This is a genomic window from Xanthobacteraceae bacterium (assembly GCA_019454205.1).
In the GTDB taxonomy this organism is placed as follows: Bacteria; Pseudomonadota; Alphaproteobacteria; order Rhizobiales; family Xanthobacteraceae.
Genome location: CP075369.1, coordinates 1,789,693 through 1,808,913, shown reverse-complemented (window position 1 = coordinate 1,808,913; position 19,221 = coordinate 1,789,693). Strand labels below are relative to the sequence as shown.

Annotated in this window: 20 protein-coding genes, 1 tRNA gene and 1 riboswitch; of the genes, 10 read left to right on the top strand and 11 right to left on the bottom strand. The window is 60.5% G+C overall.

From position 1 onward, the window contains the following. Positions 1–89 precede the first annotated feature (89 nt). Positions 90–1,232, top strand: a complete 1,143-nt coding sequence (locus tag KF794_09050) for a DUF2336 domain-containing protein (GenBank protein QYK43948.1) — start codon at positions 90–92, stop codon at positions 1,230–1,232. A 15-nt stretch (positions 1,233–1,247) separates the two neighbouring features. On the opposite strand, the gene KF794_09045 is transcribed toward KF794_09050, so the two are convergent. From KF794_09045 to KF794_09035, 3 genes are all read right to left on the bottom strand, one after another. Continuing rightward, a complete protein-coding gene (locus KF794_09045) occupies positions 1,248–1,850 on the bottom strand; it encodes an Hpt domain-containing protein (GenBank protein QYK43947.1) in 603 nt (200 codons plus the stop codon). Positions 1,851–1,867: 17 nt separating this feature from the next. Further along, entirely contained in the window at positions 1,868–2,467 is a 600-nt protein-coding gene (locus KF794_09040; GenBank protein QYK43946.1) for a response regulator, read from the bottom strand. 101 nt (positions 2,468–2,568) lie between these two features. After that, a complete protein-coding gene (locus KF794_09035; GenBank protein ID QYK43945.1) occupies positions 2,569–3,351 on the bottom strand; it encodes an NAD kinase in 783 nt (260 codons plus the stop codon). A gap of 36 nt (positions 3,352–3,387) precedes the next feature. Here KF794_09035 and KF794_09030 point away from each other — a divergent pair, with 36 nt between their 5' ends. Together KF794_09030 and KF794_09025 are read left to right on the top strand one after the other, a co-directional pair. Next, on the top strand, positions 3,388–3,729 hold the full coding sequence (locus tag KF794_09030) for a divalent-cation tolerance protein CutA (protein ID QYK46653.1): 342 nt from the start codon (positions 3,388–3,390) through the stop codon (positions 3,727–3,729). Positions 3,730–3,910: 181 nt separating this feature from the next. Continuing rightward, a complete protein-coding gene (locus KF794_09025; GenBank protein ID QYK43944.1) occupies positions 3,911–4,189 on the top strand; it encodes a hypothetical protein in 279 nt (92 codons plus the stop codon). Between the two features lie 63 nt (positions 4,190–4,252). Here KF794_09025 and KF794_09020 read toward each other — a convergent pair whose 3' ends face one another. After that, positions 4,253–6,157 carry a TonB-dependent receptor gene (locus KF794_09020; protein QYK43943.1) on the bottom strand — a complete coding sequence of 635 codons (1,905 nt, stop codon included), beginning with the start codon at positions 6,155–6,157 and terminating at the stop codon, positions 4,253–4,255. Between the two features lie 182 nt (positions 6,158–6,339). Continuing rightward, positions 6,340–6,554: riboswitch (cobalamin riboswitch) on the bottom strand. Positions 6,555–6,624: 70 nt separating this feature from the next. Between KF794_09020 and KF794_09015 the strand changes: the two genes are divergently transcribed. Next, complete coding sequence (locus tag KF794_09015; protein QYK43942.1) at positions 6,625–7,083, top strand: DUF1801 domain-containing protein; 459 nt, start codon at positions 6,625–6,627, stop codon at positions 7,081–7,083. Between the two features lie 45 nt (positions 7,084–7,128). Here the strand turns inward: KF794_09015 and KF794_09010 are convergent, their stop codons facing one another. Further along, positions 7,129–8,091, bottom strand: coding sequence for an MBL fold metallo-hydrolase (locus KF794_09010; GenBank protein ID QYK43941.1), 963 nt, complete (start codon positions 8,089–8,091; stop codon positions 7,129–7,131). Positions 8,092–8,411: 320 nt separating this feature from the next. Between KF794_09010 and KF794_09005 the strand changes: the two genes are divergently transcribed. The 5 genes from KF794_09005 to KF794_08985 all read left to right on the top strand — a co-directional run bounded on the left by KF794_09005 (position 8,412) and on the right by KF794_08985 (position 13,181). Beyond that, entirely contained in the window at positions 8,412–11,048 is a 2,637-nt protein-coding gene (locus KF794_09005) for a fused MFS/spermidine synthase (GenBank protein ID QYK43940.1), read from the top strand. Between the two features lie 10 nt (positions 11,049–11,058). Then, the gene (locus KF794_09000; GenBank protein QYK43939.1) at positions 11,059–11,550 is read left to right on the top strand and encodes a paraquat-inducible protein A; all 492 of its coding nucleotides are present in this window, start codon (positions 11,059–11,061) and stop codon (positions 11,548–11,550) included. A gap of 349 nt (positions 11,551–11,899) precedes the next feature. Next, complete coding sequence (locus tag KF794_08995; GenBank protein QYK43938.1) at positions 11,900–12,241, top strand: hypothetical protein; 342 nt, start codon at positions 11,900–11,902, stop codon at positions 12,239–12,241. Positions 12,242–12,281: 40 nt separating this feature from the next. Then, on the top strand, positions 12,282–12,710 hold the full coding sequence (locus KF794_08990; protein ID QYK43937.1) for a hypothetical protein: 429 nt from the start codon (positions 12,282–12,284) through the stop codon (positions 12,708–12,710). 15 nt (positions 12,711–12,725) lie between these two features. Beyond that, positions 12,726–13,181, top strand: coding sequence for a hypothetical protein (locus tag KF794_08985; GenBank protein QYK43936.1), 456 nt, complete (start codon positions 12,726–12,728; stop codon positions 13,179–13,181). A gap of 50 nt (positions 13,182–13,231) precedes the next feature. On the opposite strand, the gene KF794_08980 is transcribed toward KF794_08985, so the two are convergent. Then, positions 13,232–13,307, bottom strand: a tRNA-Thr gene (locus KF794_08980). 445 nt (positions 13,308–13,752) lie between these two features. On the opposite strand from KF794_08980, the gene KF794_08975 reads away from it, so the two are divergent. Then, positions 13,753–14,142, top strand: coding sequence for a hypothetical protein (locus KF794_08975; GenBank protein QYK43935.1), 390 nt, complete (start codon positions 13,753–13,755; stop codon positions 14,140–14,142). Between the two features lie 88 nt (positions 14,143–14,230). Here the strand turns inward: KF794_08975 and KF794_08970 are convergent, their stop codons facing one another. The 5 genes from KF794_08970 to rlmB all read right to left on the bottom strand — a co-directional run bounded on the left by KF794_08970 (position 14,231) and on the right by rlmB (position 19,139). Continuing rightward, on the bottom strand, positions 14,231–15,862 hold the full coding sequence (locus KF794_08970) for an MHS family MFS transporter (protein ID QYK46652.1): 1,632 nt from the start codon (positions 15,860–15,862) through the stop codon (positions 14,231–14,233). Positions 15,863–16,129: 267 nt separating this feature from the next. Beyond that, entirely contained in the window at positions 16,130–16,405 is a 276-nt protein-coding gene (locus KF794_08965) for a hypothetical protein (GenBank protein QYK43934.1), read from the bottom strand. 118 nt (positions 16,406–16,523) lie between these two features. Next, positions 16,524–17,240, bottom strand: coding sequence for a response regulator (locus KF794_08960; GenBank protein ID QYK46651.1), 717 nt, complete (start codon positions 17,238–17,240; stop codon positions 16,524–16,526). Next, on the bottom strand, positions 17,233–18,330 hold the full coding sequence (locus KF794_08955) for a DUF4118 domain-containing protein (protein ID QYK43933.1): 1,098 nt from the start codon (positions 18,328–18,330) through the stop codon (positions 17,233–17,235). The genes KF794_08960 and KF794_08955 overlap by 8 nt, the downstream gene beginning before the upstream one ends. 5 nt (positions 18,331–18,335) lie before the next feature. After that, positions 18,336–19,139, bottom strand: coding sequence for a 23S rRNA (guanosine(2251)-2'-O)-methyltransferase RlmB (rlmB, locus tag KF794_08950; protein ID QYK43932.1), 804 nt, complete (start codon positions 19,137–19,139; stop codon positions 18,336–18,338). Positions 19,140–19,221: the final 82 nt, after the last annotated feature.

Here is a 19,221-nt window from a genome sequence, read left to right as displayed (position 1 = left end):
AACGAAATCCGAATTTATACGGTGAACGCTTTGTTAAGAGCGCGCGCCTAGGCTTACCGAAAGCAACAGCAGTTCGGGTGTGCCTCGCGATGATCGTGCGTCACTTCCTCAAGTGGATACAGACGGCTCCTCCCGCCGAGCGCGCGGAAGCGACCGGTGCATTGGCCCGCGCCTATCTCTATTCGGACATGTCCACGGGCGACCGCATGGCTGCCGAAGCGGCGATGATCGTGCTGCTCGACGATCCCAGCCCGCGCGTGCGGTTAGCGCTCGCGGAAACGCTGGCTACGCAGGAATACGCGCCGCGCAGCGTCATAATCGGCCTCGCGCACGACCAGCCCGACATCGCCGAACTGATTGCCGGCAACACGCCGGTCTTGCTCGACGCCGAACTGGTCGATCTCGTCGGTACCGGCAAGGAACGCATCCAGCATGCAATCGCTTCGCGCGAACTGCTCTCGCGCGCGGTCGCGGCTGCGGTCGCCGAAATCGGCAGCGCTTCCGCCTGCCTGATCCTGATCGAGAATCCCCATGCGGAATTGACCGGTGCGGTGCTTGCGCGCATCGCGGAACGGCACGGCCATCTCGCCGCGATCCGCGACACGCTGCTTGAGCGCGACGATCTGCCGACCGAAACGCGGCAGGCGCTGGTGGCGACGCTCGCCGATACGCTCGCGCGCTTTGTCGCGCACAAGGAATGGCTTTCCGAGGCGCGCGCACAGACGGTCGCGCGCGAAGCCTGCGACCGCGCCACCATCGCGATTGCCGCCGGGCAAACGCCGGAACAGGTCGCGGGTCTGGTTCGTCATCTCGCGGATACCGGCCAGCTTACCGGTGCGCTGCTGCTTCGCGCGTTGCTCTCCGGCAATACGCGCTTTCTCATCGACGCGCTGAGCGAACTCTCCGGGCTGTCCGCGTCGCGCGTCGCGGCGATTTTGCCGGATCGTTCGGGGCAGGGCTTCCGTGCGTTGTTCGAGCGCGCAGGCCTGCCGCAGGGCGCCTATGGCGCATTCCGTGCGGCGCTCGAAGTATTGCAGGAGATGGGATTGTCGGGCGACGTGCCGGGCTACAGCGCTATCGGCCGCCGCGTGGTCGAGCGCGTGATCGCGCGTTACACGCCGGAATCCTACGGCGAACTGGATGAACTGTATGCGCTGCTGCGCCGTTTCGCGACCGAAGCCGCGCGCGACGAGGCACGGCTTTTCACCGCCGATCTGGTGGCGGCAGCCTGAAATCCAAAACAGAAATCAGGAAGCGAGCGGCTTGTTCGCCACGCGCATGATGCCCGGCGCGACGTCGCCCGCGATTTCCGCGTAGCTGTCCTTCAACTCGCCGGCGAGGAATTGCTCGGCCATGATCGCGAGCTTTTCCGCGACTTCGATGCCGCTGCGGTTGTTCATGTCGCCGATGTTCTCGCGTACCGTGGCGCGGATTGCCGCGACATGATGCTCGATCAGCGGCATCGGAATCCGCGATTTATCGGGTGTGTGCAGCAGCAGGCGGCACAGGCTGTTGGCGATGCGGGCGGCAAGCGGAAAACCGAGCGTCTCGGCCGAACCCTTGATGTCGTGTGCCGGATGAAACAACTGCTCGGTACTTTCCTTGCTCAATCCTTTTTCGCGGACGACGGTACGGGCCGCTTCGAGCCGCGCACATTCTTCCGCCATCCAGTGACTGAACTCGCCCCTGATCTCCGCCAGTGCAGCTTCCGCGCGCGCGACCACGTCCATCGCGACCGTGCCGGGTTCGCGCGTGTGCTGGACCACGCTTTTCAGGCGATGCGGGGGAACGATCACCGAGTGATCGTCGAACTTCTTTTCCGGCGGCTTCTGATCGGTCGGTTGCGGCATGGCGGGTATCCGTAGTCTCAGGCAGCCGGATTCGGACGCGGCGCGCTCTGCGCATCGCCGCTGTTCTTGTTCCGCTGCTGATGCAGACGATTGTCGATGGGAGCGACTTCGATGATCTCGGCGCCGGAAGTGCCCTTGCGGCGTTCCGGTCCGGTGTACTTCGCATTCATTGTACGGCGGCGGTCAGGACCGAAATAATCCTTGGTGCGGATAAAGGGCCGCGGCGCAAGCACCACGCTCAGGATCCGCTCGTAGAGCGATTTCGCGGCGATCGGCTTGGTGAGGAATTCGGTGACGCCGGCATCGCGCGCCTCGATCACGCGGCGCTTCTCGGAGTGGCCGCTCAACATGATGATCGGCACGAAGCGGGTGATCGGGGATTCCGATTTGCGGACGGCGAGGGTGAACTCGATGCCGTCGAACAGGGGCATTGCCCAATCGGTGATGACGATGTCGGGCTTCTGCGCGGTGAAGATGTCGAGGCCAGCCGCGCCGTCTTCCGCCTCGAAGATTTCGCGCGAGCCGAAGCCATGCAGCAACTGGCGGACGATCCGCCGCATGTGGGCGTTATCGTCGATTACCAGGAACTTGAGGCGGTTGAAGTCGATCCGGATCATGGCGCGGCGGCTCCGAAGGCCGCGGCCGGCCATACGCGGAAATACCGCGCGATTATTGGCCCGGTTATATTTAATTTTCTGTTGAGACGGCTTTTACCCGTTTAGTAGCCGAACTGCTCGCTCAGGATGCGCTCATCAAGGCTGTGGCCGGGGTCGAACAGCATGACCACCGAGGAGCCGACGTCCATCCGGGCCTTCACGCGGGTCACGGAGCGGACCTCGTAGTGGTCGGCCACGGCGTTCACCGGGCGCTTTTCCTGTTCGAGTATCTCGATCTCGATGGCCGCGCGGTCGGGCACCAGCGCGCCACGCCAGCGGCGGGGCCGGAACGGGCTGATCGGCGTGACTGCAAGGAAGGGCGCCGCCAGCGGCAGGATCGGACCGTGGGCCGAGAGGTTGTAGGCGGTCGATCCGGCGGGGGTCGCGACCAGAATGCCGTCGCAGATCAACTCCTCCATGCGAACCTTGCCGTCGATATGGATGCGCAGTTTCGCCGCCTGATAGGACTGGCGGAGCAGGGACACCTCGTTCAGGGCGGGGGCGCGATGGCTTTTTCCGCTGGCGTCGATCGCTTCCATGATCAGCGGATGGATCACGCTGCGTTCGGCCGCGGTAATGCGTTCGCGCAGGCCATCTTCCTGAAACTCGTTCATCAGGAAGCCGATGGTGCCGCGGTTCATGCCGTAGATCGGGATGCCGGTATCGCGGAATTTATGAAGGGCCTGGAGCATGAAGCCGTCGCCGCCGAGCGCGACGACGACTTTCGCCTCGTCTTCATCGGCATTGCCGTAAACCTCGATCAGCCGCGCACGCGCCGCCTGTGCGTCGGGCGCGTTGCTCGCGACGAAAGCGATCTTGTCGTAGCGTGAGGTCTTGTCGGTCATGGGGCAGGCCGGCGTTAAGAAATGCGGAGCGATCCGATGGAGCGGCCGGTTCTCGTCTATACGACCTTTCCTTCGCTTGTCGAGGCGGAGGCAGCCGGGCAGGTTCTGGTCGAGAAAGGGCTGGCCGCCTGCGTCAATATTCTTCCCGGCATGCGCTCGATCTACCGCTGGCAGGGCGCGGTGGAGCGGGCAGAGGAAGCCGTGATGATCGTCAAAACCCGCGATGCCGTGAAAGACGCCGCCGCCTCCGAAATCCGCAGCCTTCATTCATACGATACGCCTGCGATTCTGTTCCTCCCCGTGGAGGGCGGTGATGCGGACTACATCCACTGGATTCTGGCGGAGTCATTGGGAGTGGGTGTCACGGGGCGTACATAGGATTGTTGCGTTGCGGCAATATTCCGGTTCCGCGCTGAATGCTCATTCATGAATCTGAACCGATCCTGACGATCCGTTTCAGGAGGTATTCAGCGCGAAAAAGCGAATGTGTGCGCACGGTCAGCAGGGGGCTGACCATTCGCGGCGCGTAACGCCGCGAAACCCCAAAAGGATAGAGACAATGTTGAAGAAGCTCGCTGCGGTAATGACCGCCGGTGTGATCTTCGCTGTACCGGTCATGATCGCGAACGCGCCGGCGGAAGCCCGCGAAGCGACTGTCGCGACCGACGTCGTGCAGACGAAGAAGAAGAAAACCGTGAAAGCCAAGCGTAAGGCCAAGCGCAAAGCGAAGCGTAAGGCAAAGCGCAAGGTGAAGCGTAAGGCCAAGCGCAAGGTGAAGCGCAAGGCGAAGCGGAAAGCACAGCGCAAGGCTGCGCCGAAGGCGAAGAAGAACAACTAAGTTCTTTTCCGTTCCGATACGAAGAGGCCGGCCCGCAAGGACCGGCCTCTTTTTTTTGCGCGGTTATTCCTGACCGAGCTTGATGCGGATGCCGCCCATGACGGTGCGCGGCGGTGCGCGGTAGGTGAAGATGTCTTCGTACTGATGGTCGAAAACGTTCTCGCCCTTCAGGAAAACCGTCGCCGTTTTGGTCAGATCGTAAGAGATTTGCGCGCGAACCAGCGTGTAGCCCGGAAGTTGGGTGGGCGAGGGCACGGCCGGGACGAAGGAGGAGTCCAGCCGCTTGCCGTTATAGGCTGCTCCGACCAGGAAGCGTCCCTTGTTCTCTGCGAACAGCGCAACCGCTTCGAACGAACCGGAATGCGGCGGGCGGCGCAGGGCTTGCTGGCCGAAGCGCGTGGTGGCGTCGGTGTAGGTGTAGCTCATGTTGGTCGAGAGCCAGTCGAGCCACTGAATCTTCGCGACGACCTCGACGCCCTGACGCTCGGCATTCGACGGGTTGTTGATGTAGGGCGAACCGAAACCGCCCGACTGCACGATCTCGTCGGTCAGCGTCATGCTGAAATAGGTGATGTCGGTGACGATGCGTCCGCCGAGAAAGCGCTGCTCCCAGCCGATATCCCAGCCGGTCGAATGTTCAGGGCGCAGGCTGAAGTTCGGCGCATTGAACGCGGTGCCGCCGACTTCGCCGAAGGTCGGATCGGTGATGCCCTTGCCGTAAGCGGTATGCAGGCGGCCGCCGATATTCGCGAATTGCTGCGAAAGGGCGATGCGCCATGTCACGACGTCGGGAAAATTCGAATTCCAGTCGTTGCGAAGCGCGGTCGAGATCGTGGTCGCGGTCGGCAGCGTGAGAACGTATTCGCCCGCCACGCCGATGCGGTCGCGATAATAGGGAGCCGGATCGAAGATGCTCTGATACTTCTCGTCGCGATAATCGGTCAGCAGCGAGAGCGAGTGTTGCTCGCCGCCGAAGACATTCGTGCTGCCCAGCAGTGTTGCCTTGTAGTCGAACATCGTGCGCTGACCATCGGTGCCGAAGCTCTGGAAACCGGATTCGAACGACGCAGTCTTTTCGTTGTACTGTTTGATGTTGCCGCTCTGGATGAAGCGGCCGTCCCACGATTTGTAGGTGAAGCCGATACGGCCGATCAGGGATTCGTAGGTGCCGTTGGCGGTATCGTCGACGACATAACCGGTGAGGGGACCGAAAAACGACTGCGGATCGTAGCCGTTGTTGCGGTTGGTATAGCGCAGCACGCCCTCGACATTCAGATCAGGGCTGATGTCGATGCCGCCCTTGAACGTGAAAACATGCGCGCGATTGCCGTCGCGCTCGTCGCCGAAGCGCGAGATGTTGTAGCCGGAAGACTGCAATTGCGAGAACGTGACCGACGCGTAGAGCGGGCCGGTCTGGCCGCGCAGGTTCAGGCTGCCCGAACCGGTGCCGAGCGTGCCGCCTTCCAGCCGCGCGGTGAGCTGCGGTTTCTGGAGCCCGCGGCCGGAGCGCGTGATGATCGAGATGACGCCAGCGTGCGCGTTTGCGCCGTAAATGCCGGACTGCGGGCCGCGAATGACTTCGATCCTGTCTACGTCGTCGATGGGGAAATCGGCGAAATCGAAGCCGCTGTCGGTGAGCTGGTTGACTTCGATTCCATCCACCATCACGAGCAGGTGGTTCGCTTCCGCGCCGCGGATACGGACCTGCGTCAGCGTTCCGCTGTTGCCTGAAGGCGAGACGTGAACGCCGGGCGTGAAGCGCAACGCATCGACGAGATTCATGATGCCGTCGGCGCGCAGTTTGTCGCCGTGCAGCACGGTCACGCTCGCACCGACGCGGTCGGCGTCCTGCGGCGTCTGGCCCGCGGAAATCACGACTTCCGGCAGTTGCGTCTGCGCAAGCGCCGCCGGAGCGAGCAGGGAAAGGGTTAGAAGACCGGCTAGTGCCGGTTTAGCTGGCCGAAACATGGAAGTCCCCCAGGGATTGTCTTTGGACAAGCCGCGGAGGCGCGCGAAAGTGCGGAGCGCAAAGCTCCTGTCTTTCCAGTACGCCGAATATCGAGATGCAGCCCCACCTGCGCCTCCGCAACGGTTCACGTCTTCACGTGTCACCGCTGCGGATAGCCGCACCGATCGCACGCCCCGCGCGCCGGTAGGGTGACTGATGCGGTCGGTCTCCTGGCTCGCGGGTCTCGGCTTTCGCTCCGCCTTCCCAGACTTTCGCCCAGTGGCACTTGAAACGAGAGCTACCGCTTACAGTTGCGGGGGCAGCTACGGATTCGGACCAGAAACGCGATCCCCACCGTATTCCCATGTTCCTTGCGGCCTTTCGGCCACGCGGAACACCGGCATCGGGACGATCTAAACGCGGAGACGGTGAAGGAGTCAATTCTCCGCAAGACAAGACAAAGCGGCTTTGCGAGAACGGCCTTCCAATGCGGGCAAAGAAAAGAAAACCGGTCAGGCCAAAGCTGTCAGGCAGGCTCGCTGCGGATGACGTGGCGAGCGTCTTTCGCAGTTACCCGCCGAAGTTGCGCGGCAAATTGCTTGCGCTCCGGCGACTCATTCTCGATACGGCGGCGAAGACCGAAGGCGTAGGTGCGCTCGAAGAAACACTGAAATGGGGCCAGCCCAGCTATCTGACGAGCGATACCGGCAGCGGCACGACTATTCGCATCGACCGCATGAAGCGCAGCGACGACCGCTACGCGATTTTCTTTCATTGCCAGAGCGGTCTGGTGCCGATGTTCCGCGATCTGTACGGCGACAAGTTCGAATACGAAGGCAAGCGTGCGCTCTTGCTTCGCGCGGACGAAAAGCCCGACGAGAAGGCGCTCGCGCACTGTGTCTCTCTGGCGCTGACGCATCATGCGCGAAAGAAGAAGCAAAAATAAAAGGCCGCCATCGCTGGCGGCCTTTCGTTTTCTCGCGTGAAATCTTTACGCCGCGTGGAGCTTGTATCCGGTTGCCGTCTTCTCGATGCGGCCGAGCGCCGGGAAGGGGAAGTGGAACCCTTGCACGCGTGTCTTCTGCGCGGCGAGCTGATCGTACGTTTTGCGGCGCGTGGCTTCCGCCTGTTTCGGATCCTGGTCGAACGTAACGTGCCAACCCGGATTGGTCAGGAACAAGGCGGGTATGTTCGTCACGTCAGACTGGATGAAAATGCTTTCGCGACCAGAAGCGAGCGTGAACGAAGTATGGCCCGGCGTATGACCCGGTGTGCCCACCGCGGTGAGACCCGGTAGCACCGGACGGCCCCATTGATACTGCGTGACCTTGCGGTCGAGCGCATCGAACACACGGCGCGCATTCTTGAACACGCCCTCCATGCGGCCCGGAGGCGCCTTCTTCATGTTGTCGTCGTTCATGAAATACGCCCATTCCGGAGCAGGCACGAGAATTTGCGCTTTCGGAAACGACGGCTTGTTGTCCGCGCCGAGCAGGCCGTTCATGTGATCGCCATGGAAGTGCGAGATCACGACATGAGTCACGTCTTCCAGTTTGTAACCGGCGGCGGCGAGATTTTTCTGGAATTGACCGTTGGGTCCGCCTGCTGCGGCCGGGCGTTCGCCGGTGTCGATCACGACAAGGTTTTTGCCGTTCTTGAACACGGTCGGGTTGATCGGAATATTCAGTTTTTCGCCATCGAGACCGGCCGCTTTCAGGGCCGCGGAAACTTCTTCTTTTTTCTTGTTCACGACGAAGGTATCGCCAAGCGGGACGTTGTAAGCGCCGTCGTTGACCGCCATTACCTCGATCGCACCCACCTTGTATCTGTTGAAGCCCGCGGCTTGCGCCTTCGCGCCGGTGATGAATGCTTCGAGGAAGGACGGTGCCATCGTCAGCACGGCAGCCGTGGAGGCGGAGCCGGACAGCAAGGCCCGGCGGGAAAGGGTCGGCATAAGTCACTCCCTGAAAATTGGCCCGCTCATTCGGGGCCGTTGGCTGCAGTTTAACAGGTTTTCGATTGCGGGGATGCAACGGCTGCCGTCCGCGCCTGAAAGGTGCCGCGATCCACGGCATAGTCAGGGCGGGGCTGGACCGGAATCGCTTGTTCCTAGATGATCGAACGCAGGAAAATCGGGCCAGACCCAGGAACCGTTCCCCGGCGCATCGGACAGCCGGTCTATTCATCCAATAAACCGGACCAGGATTGCCGCGTAGCGATACCGCGCTGCACATCGGCTGGACTCACGGCGGAGCCGCCAAGCGGAAAACAAGCATGAGCGCAAACAACACTGCGAACGAAACTCCGAAAGCCGCTGGTGCCGTCAGCGGGCTGTTGCTCCCGTTGTTCGCGCTCGCGATCTTCGTCAGCGCGGCGCTTCTTTTCTTCGTGCAGCCGATGTTCGCAAAAATGGTGTTGCCGCGTTTCGGCGGTGCGCCGGCGGTGTGGTCGGTCGCGATGGTGTTTTTCCAGTCGGTGCTGCTGGCGGGTTACGCCTACGCGCATTTCGTGACGCGGAATTTGCAGGGCCGTCACGCGATCATGCTGCATCTTGCGGTCATGTGTGCGGCGCTGGTTTTCCTGCCGCTCGGTATCTCCAGCGCATGGGGCAAGCCGCCCGCGACCGGAGAGGCGGTTTGGCTACTCGGCCTGTTCGCGGCTTCCATCGGCCTGCCATTCTTCGCGTTGTCCGCCAACGGGCCGCTGTTGCAGGCGTGGTTCGCGCGCACCGATCATCCGGCGGCGAAGGACCCTTATTTCCTCTACGCCGCTAGCAATATCGGCAGTTTCCTCGCGCTGCTCGCATATCCATTCGTGTTCGAGCCGCTGACACGCCTGCCGCAACAGACACTGTGGTGGTCCGGACTGTTCGTCGTGCTGATCGTGCTGATCGCGGGTTGCGGCTATCTCACCTGGAACGCGCGCGACCTGCGCGCTGCATCGAAAGGCGCGGAGAAGCCGGAAGAAAAGCCGACGTGGAGCGACGCGATGGTTTGGGTGGCGTTGTCCGCCATTCCTTCCGGCCTCCTGATTGCGGCGACCAACCACATCTCGACCGACGTCGCGGCGGTGCCGTTCCTCTGGGTGGTGCCGCTTGCGCTGTACCTGTTGACGTTCGTGATCGTGTTCTCGCGGATTGCGCCCTATGTGCATACGTTCGCGCTGGTGGCGCAGCCGATTGCGATCATGCTCCTGATCGGCAGCATGGTGTTCGAGGATTTCGACCTCAACATCGCCTTGCAGAAACTATTCATTCCCGCGGACTTCGACTTCCTGAAGATCTCGTTCAGTTCGATCTTCTCGATCCTGATGATTCATGTCTCCGCGTTCTTCCTCACCGCGCTGGTGTGTCACGGCGAGTTGGCGCGCACGCGACCCGCGCCGGCGCACCTCACCGAGTTCTATATGTGGATGTCGGCGGGCGGTACGCTCGGCGGTATTCTCGCGGCACTGGTCGCGCCGCAGATTTTCAACTGGGTCGCCGAGTATCCGATCCTGATCGTGCTGGCGCTGTTGTGCCGTCCGGGCTGGGTATGGCCCGAAGGCGGCAACGCCCGCTGGTTCTGGCTGTTCGCCGCGGTGCTGGCGGCGCTCGCGATGCTGTTCGCGTTCGGCTACCGCTTTCAGGGGATCGAGCTTGTGCGCGAATACCGCTGGTTCTTCGGTGTGCTCACGGTGCTGGCCGCCGCCTTCGCGATCTACGACCTCTTGTCGCGTCAGGGCTATGTCTCGCGCATCAAGCGTCCGGAGACGTCATCCGTGTGGTCGGTGGCGTTCTGGGTGGCGCTGGCGGTGGCCGCGATCTTCATCCTGCTGCCCGCCTTGCATCTCTCGCAGGATGCGACCGCACTGACCCTTCGCGACAAGTTCGGCGACGGCGCGGTGGCCATCTGGCGTTCGCTCAAGCCGACGCTGGCATGGGTTGAGAGTTTCGAGGTCTACGAGAACCTGCGCTGGATCGTGCTGGGCCTGCTGGTGGTTTCGCTGCTGCTCGTATTCGGCTCGGTAAAATACGCTTACGTCATCGGTCTGTGTTTTCTCGCCGTGAAGGCGTACGAGAACACCGGCTCGCGGCAGGTGGTGCCGATGCGCAGTTTCTTCGGCGTCCACAAGATCACGGATACCGCGGACGGACGCTTCCGGGTGCTGCTCCACGGCACCACGATCCACGGTGCACAACGGCTGCTCGACAATAAATTCCATCCGGTCACCGGACGGCCTGAACTGACGACTTATTATTATAAGTCGGCGGCGATCGCGCAGGCGGTGGCACAGGCGCGCCTCAACAAGAAGGGGCCGATCACCTACGCAGTCGTGGGCCTCGGCACGGGTACGCTCGCTTGCCACAAGCAGCCGACCGATACGCTGCACTATTACGAGATCGACCCGACGATCATCCAGATCGCGACCAAATATTTCAGTTTCCTGTCGCAATGTGCGCCGGATGCGAAGTTCATCCTCGGCGATGCGCGCCTGACGATGGCCGATGCGCCGGACGGCATCTATGACTTCCTCATCATCGACGCCTTCTCTTCGGACGCGATCCCGATCCACCTGCTCACGCGCGAGGCGGTCGAGATCTACAAGAAGAAGCTCTCCCCCAAGGGCATCCTGGTGATGCACGTCTCGAACCGTCACCTCGAACTCGCCTCCGTGGTGGCGGGTATCGCCAATGCAAACGGGATGACGGTCCGTGTCCACAACACCACCGAGGACGACGAGGAAGTGAACGACAACGATTACAAGTTCTCCGGCACCGTCACAGCTGCCGTACGCGACCCGGCGGATTTCGGTGCGCTGAACGAGGCGAAGCACTGGAAGGACCAGCCGGTCGACAAGACGCAGTGGGTCTGGAGCGACGACTACCAGAACGTGATCGGTTCCATCCTCCGGCATCGCCGCGGGGAGTGACCGCGCGCGCATGACGGCGGCGCGCGCCGCAAGGGGATGGCAGCGGCTGATCGGGCCGCTGATCGTCCTGCACTTCGCACTGTTTTGCTACGTGCTGTTCCAGCCGTTGGTGCTTACGCGCATCACGTTCTTCTTCCGCAACGAAATCACGCTGTTGCAGGCGGCAGCCGACCTCTGGCGCATCGACAAGGTGCTGTTCGTGGTGGTCGCGCTGTTCGGGATCGCCGCACCGGCGGCGAAGATGCTGGCGATGGCGGGGGTCTGGTATTTCGCGGACGTGAAGCGCGCGGAAATCTGGAACCGCTGGCTGATGCTGCTCGGCCGCCTCGCGATGCTGGATATTTTTCTGATCGCAATCCTGATCGTGCTGATCAAGGGCACCGGCGTCGGCTCGGTGACGATCCGACCGGGGCTTTATCTCTACGTCGCGCTGGTCGCCGGGTTCTTCTTCCTGTCGCTCGCAGTGGAGCGGCTGCTGCGGCAGTTTCAGGAGAAGAAGTAAAACTGGTGCCGGCGGAGAGGATCGAACTCCCGACCTTCGGTTTACAAATTCGTCTCGTGCGCATTCATAGCATTGCATGCCTCTCGGCGCTAACCGGAAATCCCTGCTTTCTCAAGGAGATGATTTACATAGCACCACATAGCTATGCGCCTCTACCCGCGTGATTTGGGAGACAAAATGGAGACAAAAATGGGGATGGAGTGCTTGCGCGTTTCAGTATCCGTGATTCAATTACAAGATACTAGCTAGTGCGTTCTGTTCTGCCGCTTCGTCACTAGCGAGCGGTGGAGTAGAGCGAGATACAATGAGAGAGATAAAGTTTAGGGCGTGGGATAAGTTACAGAATGTAATGCGTCCGTCGTTCGGAATGTTCGCAATTCCCGCATGGACCGAACCGATGACAAGACCGGACCATGTTGTCGTCATGCAGTTCACGGGGATGAAAGATAAGCATGGCGTGGAGATTTTCGAAGGAGACATCCTTCACCTTCGACCAGTGCCTAGCAAACGCACCAGAGATTGGGAGCAGTGGTCTACGAACGAACGCAAGCCGGTTGTTTTTGATGGCGCGGCGTTCCGACTTGATGGGATGAATCTCGCCGAACTGTTGGGATGGGGTGGTTATCCCTCGCATATAGAGCCGGAAATTGTCGGTAACATCTACGAAAACCCGCAGGTCGTAAGTTCCTAGTTTTTGCTATATTCAACCGAGTGCAAACTTGGGGGAGTGAATGAGGTTTGCTACTGGCCTTGGCTTGGCAATTCTGGGTGCTTTTTCAGCCGGCGCACAAGCTCCGACACCAGAATACCTCCGAGCTAACAATAATCTCGCACATGAGAATTTGATATGCGCGGCGTACTACGCTGCCGTTCACGCGTGTCTCGGTGAGCGAGATAAGGAATTGAAAGAGCGTTACGAGAAAGTTGGAGTTGTATTTTTAGAGCGAGCAAAGATCCATACTCAGGAAGCAAAACTTCTCGAAACCACGATTGCCGCTCGATTGAAGATGGCAAGTGAGGACATGACCAAGGCCATCGGAGGTCAATGCCAAAACATTTCAGTTCTGCTTGCTACATACGGAAACTCTTGCAAGTTTCTTGTAGAGCAGCCGTTAGCACGGGCGAAGCAATTGATAGATGCCGAGTTCAACAAGAAGTGACGTGGTGAGGCCGAAGTGGATAGAGACCATAGCCGCATCATTATTTTTCTGCTTGGCGGTATTCTTGCAGTTCTGCTTTTCGGCCGAGAAGTCGCTCTCGGCTCGGTACAAACTATTTTTTGGGTAGGTTTAGTAGTCGGAATCGTCTGGCTTATTTTTTGGGCGATAATAGCAACTATTCGTTTTTTAAAGCGCGAGTCTGTTGCGTACCGAGATGAGGTACGCCGCGACCGCGAAGAGGGCCGTCCTTGGCTGTACACCTTTGTCGCCTGGCCAGGAATAATCGCTAACTTTGGCGTATTCGGTCTTGCAGCATACTCCCGACATATAGAGGGCTCATGCCGCGCCTTAACTGGCGATTGCTTGCGCGAGATTCCGTTTTGGTGGCTACCCGTCTGTCTTTTGCTGGGGAGCATCCCAATCATGTGGCTTGAGAAGCTGTTCAATTATTTTCGAGACAAAGAGTTGTAAGAAGCGAATGGTGCGGGCCTAGCTCAGCAGCCGCATTCGTTGTTTTGAAATGGTGCCGACTACAGGATTCGAACCTGTGACCCCTTGATTACAAATCAAGTGCTCTACCAGCTGAGCTAAGTCGGCAAAAAAGGACGCTGTGAACAACTATGTAGCTCTATCAACGCGATTTGGGAGACAAAAAAGAGACAGAGATTCCCATTTCTTCATCAATCACAAGTAGTTAAAAAGACCGACGCTCGCCTTACAAAACCGCTGCACTACCGCTGTGCTACGCCGGCATTTTATTGGCGCATGGCCTTATCCGAAAACCGGTATCCACTTTTCGGGGCCATGCGCTGGTGGCGCAGGACCTTATCCGAAAACCGGTATCCACTTTTCGGGGCCATGCGCTGGTGGCGCAGGACCTTATCCGAAAACCGGTATCCACTTTTCGGGGCCATGCGCGGAGCTATTTGCGATGCATTGGCCCCGTACGCAAGGCGATAACCATAGCCGCAGGTCGTAAGCAGCCGGTAACCGGGAACAAAACCCCGTCATGCAAGGCTTCAGAAGCATCCGGAGCCTTGCCATGCGTGTTTGTGCCGCCATTCTGCTCGTTGCCTTTGCCGCCGCGCCAGCGGCTGCCGATCATCGTCCGGTGGTGCTGCCGAATGGCGCGGTCGTGCATGGCGACTGGGGTCTCCATCGCCCCGGCCATATCGTCCCTTATGTGGACGATGCCGCGAGCTGGTTCTATGGCGCGCCCGCCTATGGCTATTACTTCGCGCCCTCGGCCTATTTCCCGTCGAATAAAGGCGATCCGCATGCCTACCGCACGCGCAGGACGTGGCAGCCGACGCAGCCCGGCGCGCGCTACCAGAGGACGTGGAGCACCAATTCCAACACGCCCGCCGATCTCAACGCGCAGCCGCCGCTGCAGGGTCCGATCGTGATTCCGGCGCCGAACGGCGACAAGTAGACCTTCAAAAAAGAAAGCCCCGGAGGGCCGGGGCTTGAGAGTGAAAGCAGGGGCGGCGTCTGTGCGCCGCCCCGTTTTCGTTATCGGCTCAGTGCCACTTCGAAAGATCGCGATCCTTCGTTTCCGGTACGAAGATGGCGCCGATAATCAGCGTCATCACCGCGACGACGATCGGGTACCACAGGCCGTAGTAGATATCGCCTGTAGCAGCGACCATCGCGAAGGCGGTCGTCGGCAGGAAGCCGCCGAACCAGCCGTTACCGATGTGATAGGGCAGCGACATCGCGGTGTAGCGGATGCGGGTCGGGAACAGCTCGACGAGCTGCGCCGCGATCGGGCCGTACACCATGGTCACGAGCAAGACGAGGTAGGTGAGAACGACCACCAGCATCGGCTTGTTCATCGCGGCCGGATCGGCCGCGGCGGGATAGCCGTGTTTGCGGATCGCCTCCGTCATCGCCTTGTTGAAGTCAGCCGTCTTGGTCTTCATCTGGTCGGCCGGAAGGCCGGTGCCAGCGAACGACGCGACGACCTGGTCGCCGATCTTGACCTGAGCGACAGTGCCGGCCGGTGCGGCCTCGTTCTTGTAGTTCACCGAGTTACGCGCGAGGAAGCTCTTCGCGATATCGCACGAAGAGGTGAACGCCGCGGTACCTACCGGGTTGAACTGGAACGAGCACTCCGCCGGATTGGCCACCACGGTCACCGGTGCCGTTGCCTGCGCTTTTTCGAGGGCAGGGTTGGCATAGTGCGTGAGCAGGCCGAAGGCCGGGAAGTAGGTGAGCGCCGCGAGCAGGCAGCCGCCGAGGATGATCGGCTTGCGGCCGATCTTGTCGGAGAGCCAGCCGAACACGATGAAGAACGGCGTGCCGATGACCAGCGAAGCCGCGATCAGGATGTTCGCGGTGGCGCTGTCGACCTTCAGCGTCTGGGTCAGGAAGAACAGGGCGTAGAACTGACCCGTGTACCAGACCACTGCCTGACCGGCGGTGCCGCCGAGGAGCGCAAGCAGCGCGACCTTGGCGTTTTCCCAACGGCCGAATGCTTCGGACAGCGGGCTCTTCGAGCCTTTGCCTTCCGCCTTCATCTTTGCGAAGGCCGGGCTTTCCTGCAGCGTGAGACGGATCCAGACCGAGATGGCGAGCAGCACGATCGAGAGCAGGAACGGAATGCGCCAGCCCCACTCTGCGAACGCCTTCTCACCCATCCACGTACGGGTGCCGAGAATGATGAGCAGCGAGAGGAAGAGGCCGAGCGTCGCAGTGGTCTGAATCCACGAGGTATAGAGACCGCGCTTGCCGTTCGGAGCATGCTCCGCGACGTAGGTCGCAGCACCGCCGTACTCGCCGCCGAGTGCGAGACCCTGGAAGAGACGCAGACCGATCAGGATGACCGGCGCCGCAATGCCGATCGTCGCGTAGTTCGGAAGCAGGCCGACGATAAAGGTCGACAGACCCATGATCACGATGGTGACGAGGAAGGTGTACTTGCGGCCGACGATGTCGCCGAGACGGCCGAAGAACAGCGCGCCGAACGGACGGACAGCAAAGCCTGCAGCGAACGCCATCAGCGCGAAGATGAACGCAGCGGTCGGGTTAACGCCCGAGAAGAATTGCGCGGAGATGATCGCAGCGAGCGATCCGTAAAGATAGAAATCGTACCATTCGAAAACGGTGCCGAGCGACGAAGCGAAAATGACCTTCTTCTCACCGGCGGTCATTTTACGGTTGTCGGCGCTCGCAGTCGTTGCGGCGTTAGCCATGAGCGTCCCCCATTTTTGGTTTACGTAACAACGAGTGCGCGAAACAGAATCCGTTCCGCGATCTCGATGGGGACGCTACGTGGGGGTTTACGCGGGGTCGCGATACCAAGTCGTATTAGGCGAAAGGATGATGTGCGGCGCGGTAGGCTATGGAAAACAATAAGCAATCGCGAAAATATTCGATGCGATTAGCAACAGCAGGCACGTAAATTAATTTGTTGGCTGTCAGATGTAATCTTTTCGTAAATTTTCGTCGTTCGCTCCATGCGTGCGGAGCAGCCAGCCGACTGTTTCGAGAATTTTTCCGCGTTCGCGCCAGGTTGATTTCGCCCAGTAGCGCGATTTCAGAAGTTCTTTCGCTTTCACGATAAGCGGCGCGGTGGCTTCCTTTGCGGCAAGCTTGCCAAGCAAAAGAAGATACTCATTGCGAAGCGCTATGATTTCGCGCTCATCGACGGTTTTCTGTCGGGTAAGAAGTACTTCGAGTTTTCTTGTCGGCATATTCGCTTCGTCTTTCGAGACGAAGCTAAACAAAACGACTTCACAGGAACCGTAACGACTTCCCGCGTAGGTATAAATTGCACGTAACTATTTACGTATGGAACCTGAACAGTCGAGATCAGTGCTGCGTGACGCGCGCATTGTCATTAGTCGAAAGGCGATAGCCGACGCCGAGTTCCGTGATCAGAAGTTTCGGCTGAGTGGGATCGACCTCGATTTTTTGTCTCAACTTGCGGACGAAGATACGCAGGTAATGCGAATCCTGGTCGTGGCCCGCGCCCCACACCTCGTTCAGCAACTGGCCGTGAGTCACGACGTTGCCGGCGTGCTGGGCAAGGATTTGCAGCAGACGGAATTCCTTACGCGTCAACGCAAGGCGTTCTCCGTCGAGGAAAACTGCGCGGTTCGCCATGTCGATCGAAAGGCGGCCGAGATTGACTACGGGATCGCCGCTCTGGTTGCGCGTGTGACGACGGATCGCGGCATGCGAGCGGGCTAAAAGCTCAGCCATACCAAAGGGTTTCACGACATAGTCGTCCGCGCCAAGCTGCAGTAGCCGCACCTTTTCGTCTTCGCTGGAGCGGACCGACAGCACGATCACCGGCACGTTCGACCACGAACGCAGCCGCGTAAGAACTTCGGAGCCGTCGATGTCGGGCAGGGCGAGATCGAGGATCACCAGATCCGGCGGCCGCATGGTCGCGTTCCTGATGCCGTCGGCGCCGTTATCGGCGTCCTGAACGCTGAAGCCGTCCATTTCAAAACCCGCGCGAAGGAAACGGCGGATTTGCGCTTCGTCATCGACCACCAGAACGGCGGGATTGTTCTTAGTCATCGGCATTGACGTCGGCCTCCTGCGGCGGCTGATCCGGTATAGGCAGCTTGATAATTACGGTGCAACCATGGCCGAGGCCCGCGCTCGTCGCATGGATGGTTCCGCCGCTCGCCTCGATGAATGCCTTGGCGATCCATGTGCCGAGGCCGGAACCGGTGGTGATCTGCTGCTGCCGCGGGCCGCGATAGAAACGTTCGCCCCAACGGGCCTGCTCTTCGGGAATTAGGCCGGCACCCTGATCCATGACTTTGATTTCGATCATGCCTTCGTGCTGGCGGACCTCGACGTTTATTTCCGACTGCGGCGGCGAGTATTTCGCGGCGTTGCTCAGAATCTGTCCGATCGACTGGTCGATCAGGACAACGTCGCCCTGAAACAGCGGAAGCGAGTCGGCAAACTTCACCACCACATTGTGCGCGGCGAGGTTCCGCTTTCGCCGCTCGATCGCGATGTTGACGATGTCCGCGGGGTCGATCCATTCCCGCTTGGGGCGGATGCCTTCGCTGGAAATGCGCGTGGCGTCGAGCAAATTCTGGATGTCGTGGTTGAGGCGCTCTGCTTCTTCGCGCACGACATTGGCGAGCGTCGAAAGCCGGGGATCGTTCTTCACGTTCGTGGAATCCGAGATCACCGACGCCGCGCCGAGGATGGAGGCGAGGGGCGTACGCAGTTCATGGGATACCGAACCGATCAGCGCTTCACGAAGGCGGTCCACTTCGTCCTGCTGGCGCAGCCGGGTCGCCAGATGACTCGTAAACGCAGCGACAATCGTGAAGAGAACCAGATCGACCTGATTGTCCCAGTTGTGCGCGCGAAAATCATAAATTGGCGGATAGAAGAAGAAAGCCGAGCAGCCGACGCTGATCAGCGCCGTAAACATTGCGGGCAGGAACCCCCAGCGGATCGCGACAATGAAAACGGGAAGCAGATAGATGATGCCGACGTTCTGAAAGTCGATCCGGCGCAGCACCAGCGAAATCGTCAGGGTGGTGATCGTGACGAGAACGGCCGATACGGCGAGCGGTACGATGTAGCGTGCGACGCTGCCGCCCGGCGGCATGGTTCGGTGAATCCAGCGTTGAACAATCATCGAAACTACCGTGTGGAGCGGGTGGCCCTGTCGGCAATGTAAAGTGCGAGCGCTGCTGCGTTCGACACGTTGAGACTCGCAATTGCGCCCGGCAGGTCGAGGCGTGCGATCACGTCGCAGGTTTCACGGGTAAGCTGGCGCAGTCCCTTGCCTTCTGCGCCGAGCACGAGTGCGACCGGCGCGCGGAGTTTCGTTTCGCTCAAATCCGCTTCGCCTTCTTCCGCAAGGCCGACCATCGTGAAGCCGCGCTCTTTCAGTTCGTTCATCGCGCGGGCGAGGTTCTGCACCAGCGCGATCGGCACATGCTCCAGCCCGCCGGAAGCGGATTTCGCGAGTACGCCTGTCGCTTCCGGCGAATGACGCGCGGTGGTCACGATCGCGGAGACCTTGAAGGCGGCGGCGGTGCGCACGATCGCGCCGAAGTTATGCGGATCGGTGATCTGGTCGAGCACGAGTACAAGCCGGTCGAGCGCGAGTTCGTGCAGGCCGGGCGAGGGCAGCGCGTCGGTGACGGCGAACAGCCCCTGATGCACGGCATCGGGGGTGAGCTTCTTGTCGAGCGCGTCGGGCCGCACGATTTCCGGCTGCACGGGCAGTTCGATGTTCTCCTCGCGCAGCCGCCGCAATGCGTTTTCGGTCGCGATCAGCACGCGAAAACGGCGCGCGGGATTCTTCAGCGCTTCCGAAACCGGGTGCCAGCCGTAGAGGATGGTGTGGTCGAGCGGGATCTTGCGGCCGTCCGCGCCAAAGCTGCGCCGGCCGGTGAGGGCGGTTCGGTTTTTCGGCGGTTTTTGCGGGCGTCCGGGCATCGGATTTATCTCGTCGGGGCGGGCATCTAGGCCCCGCGGCGGTGGCTTGGCAATTCGGGGACGGGAGAGGCCTAACCCTCCC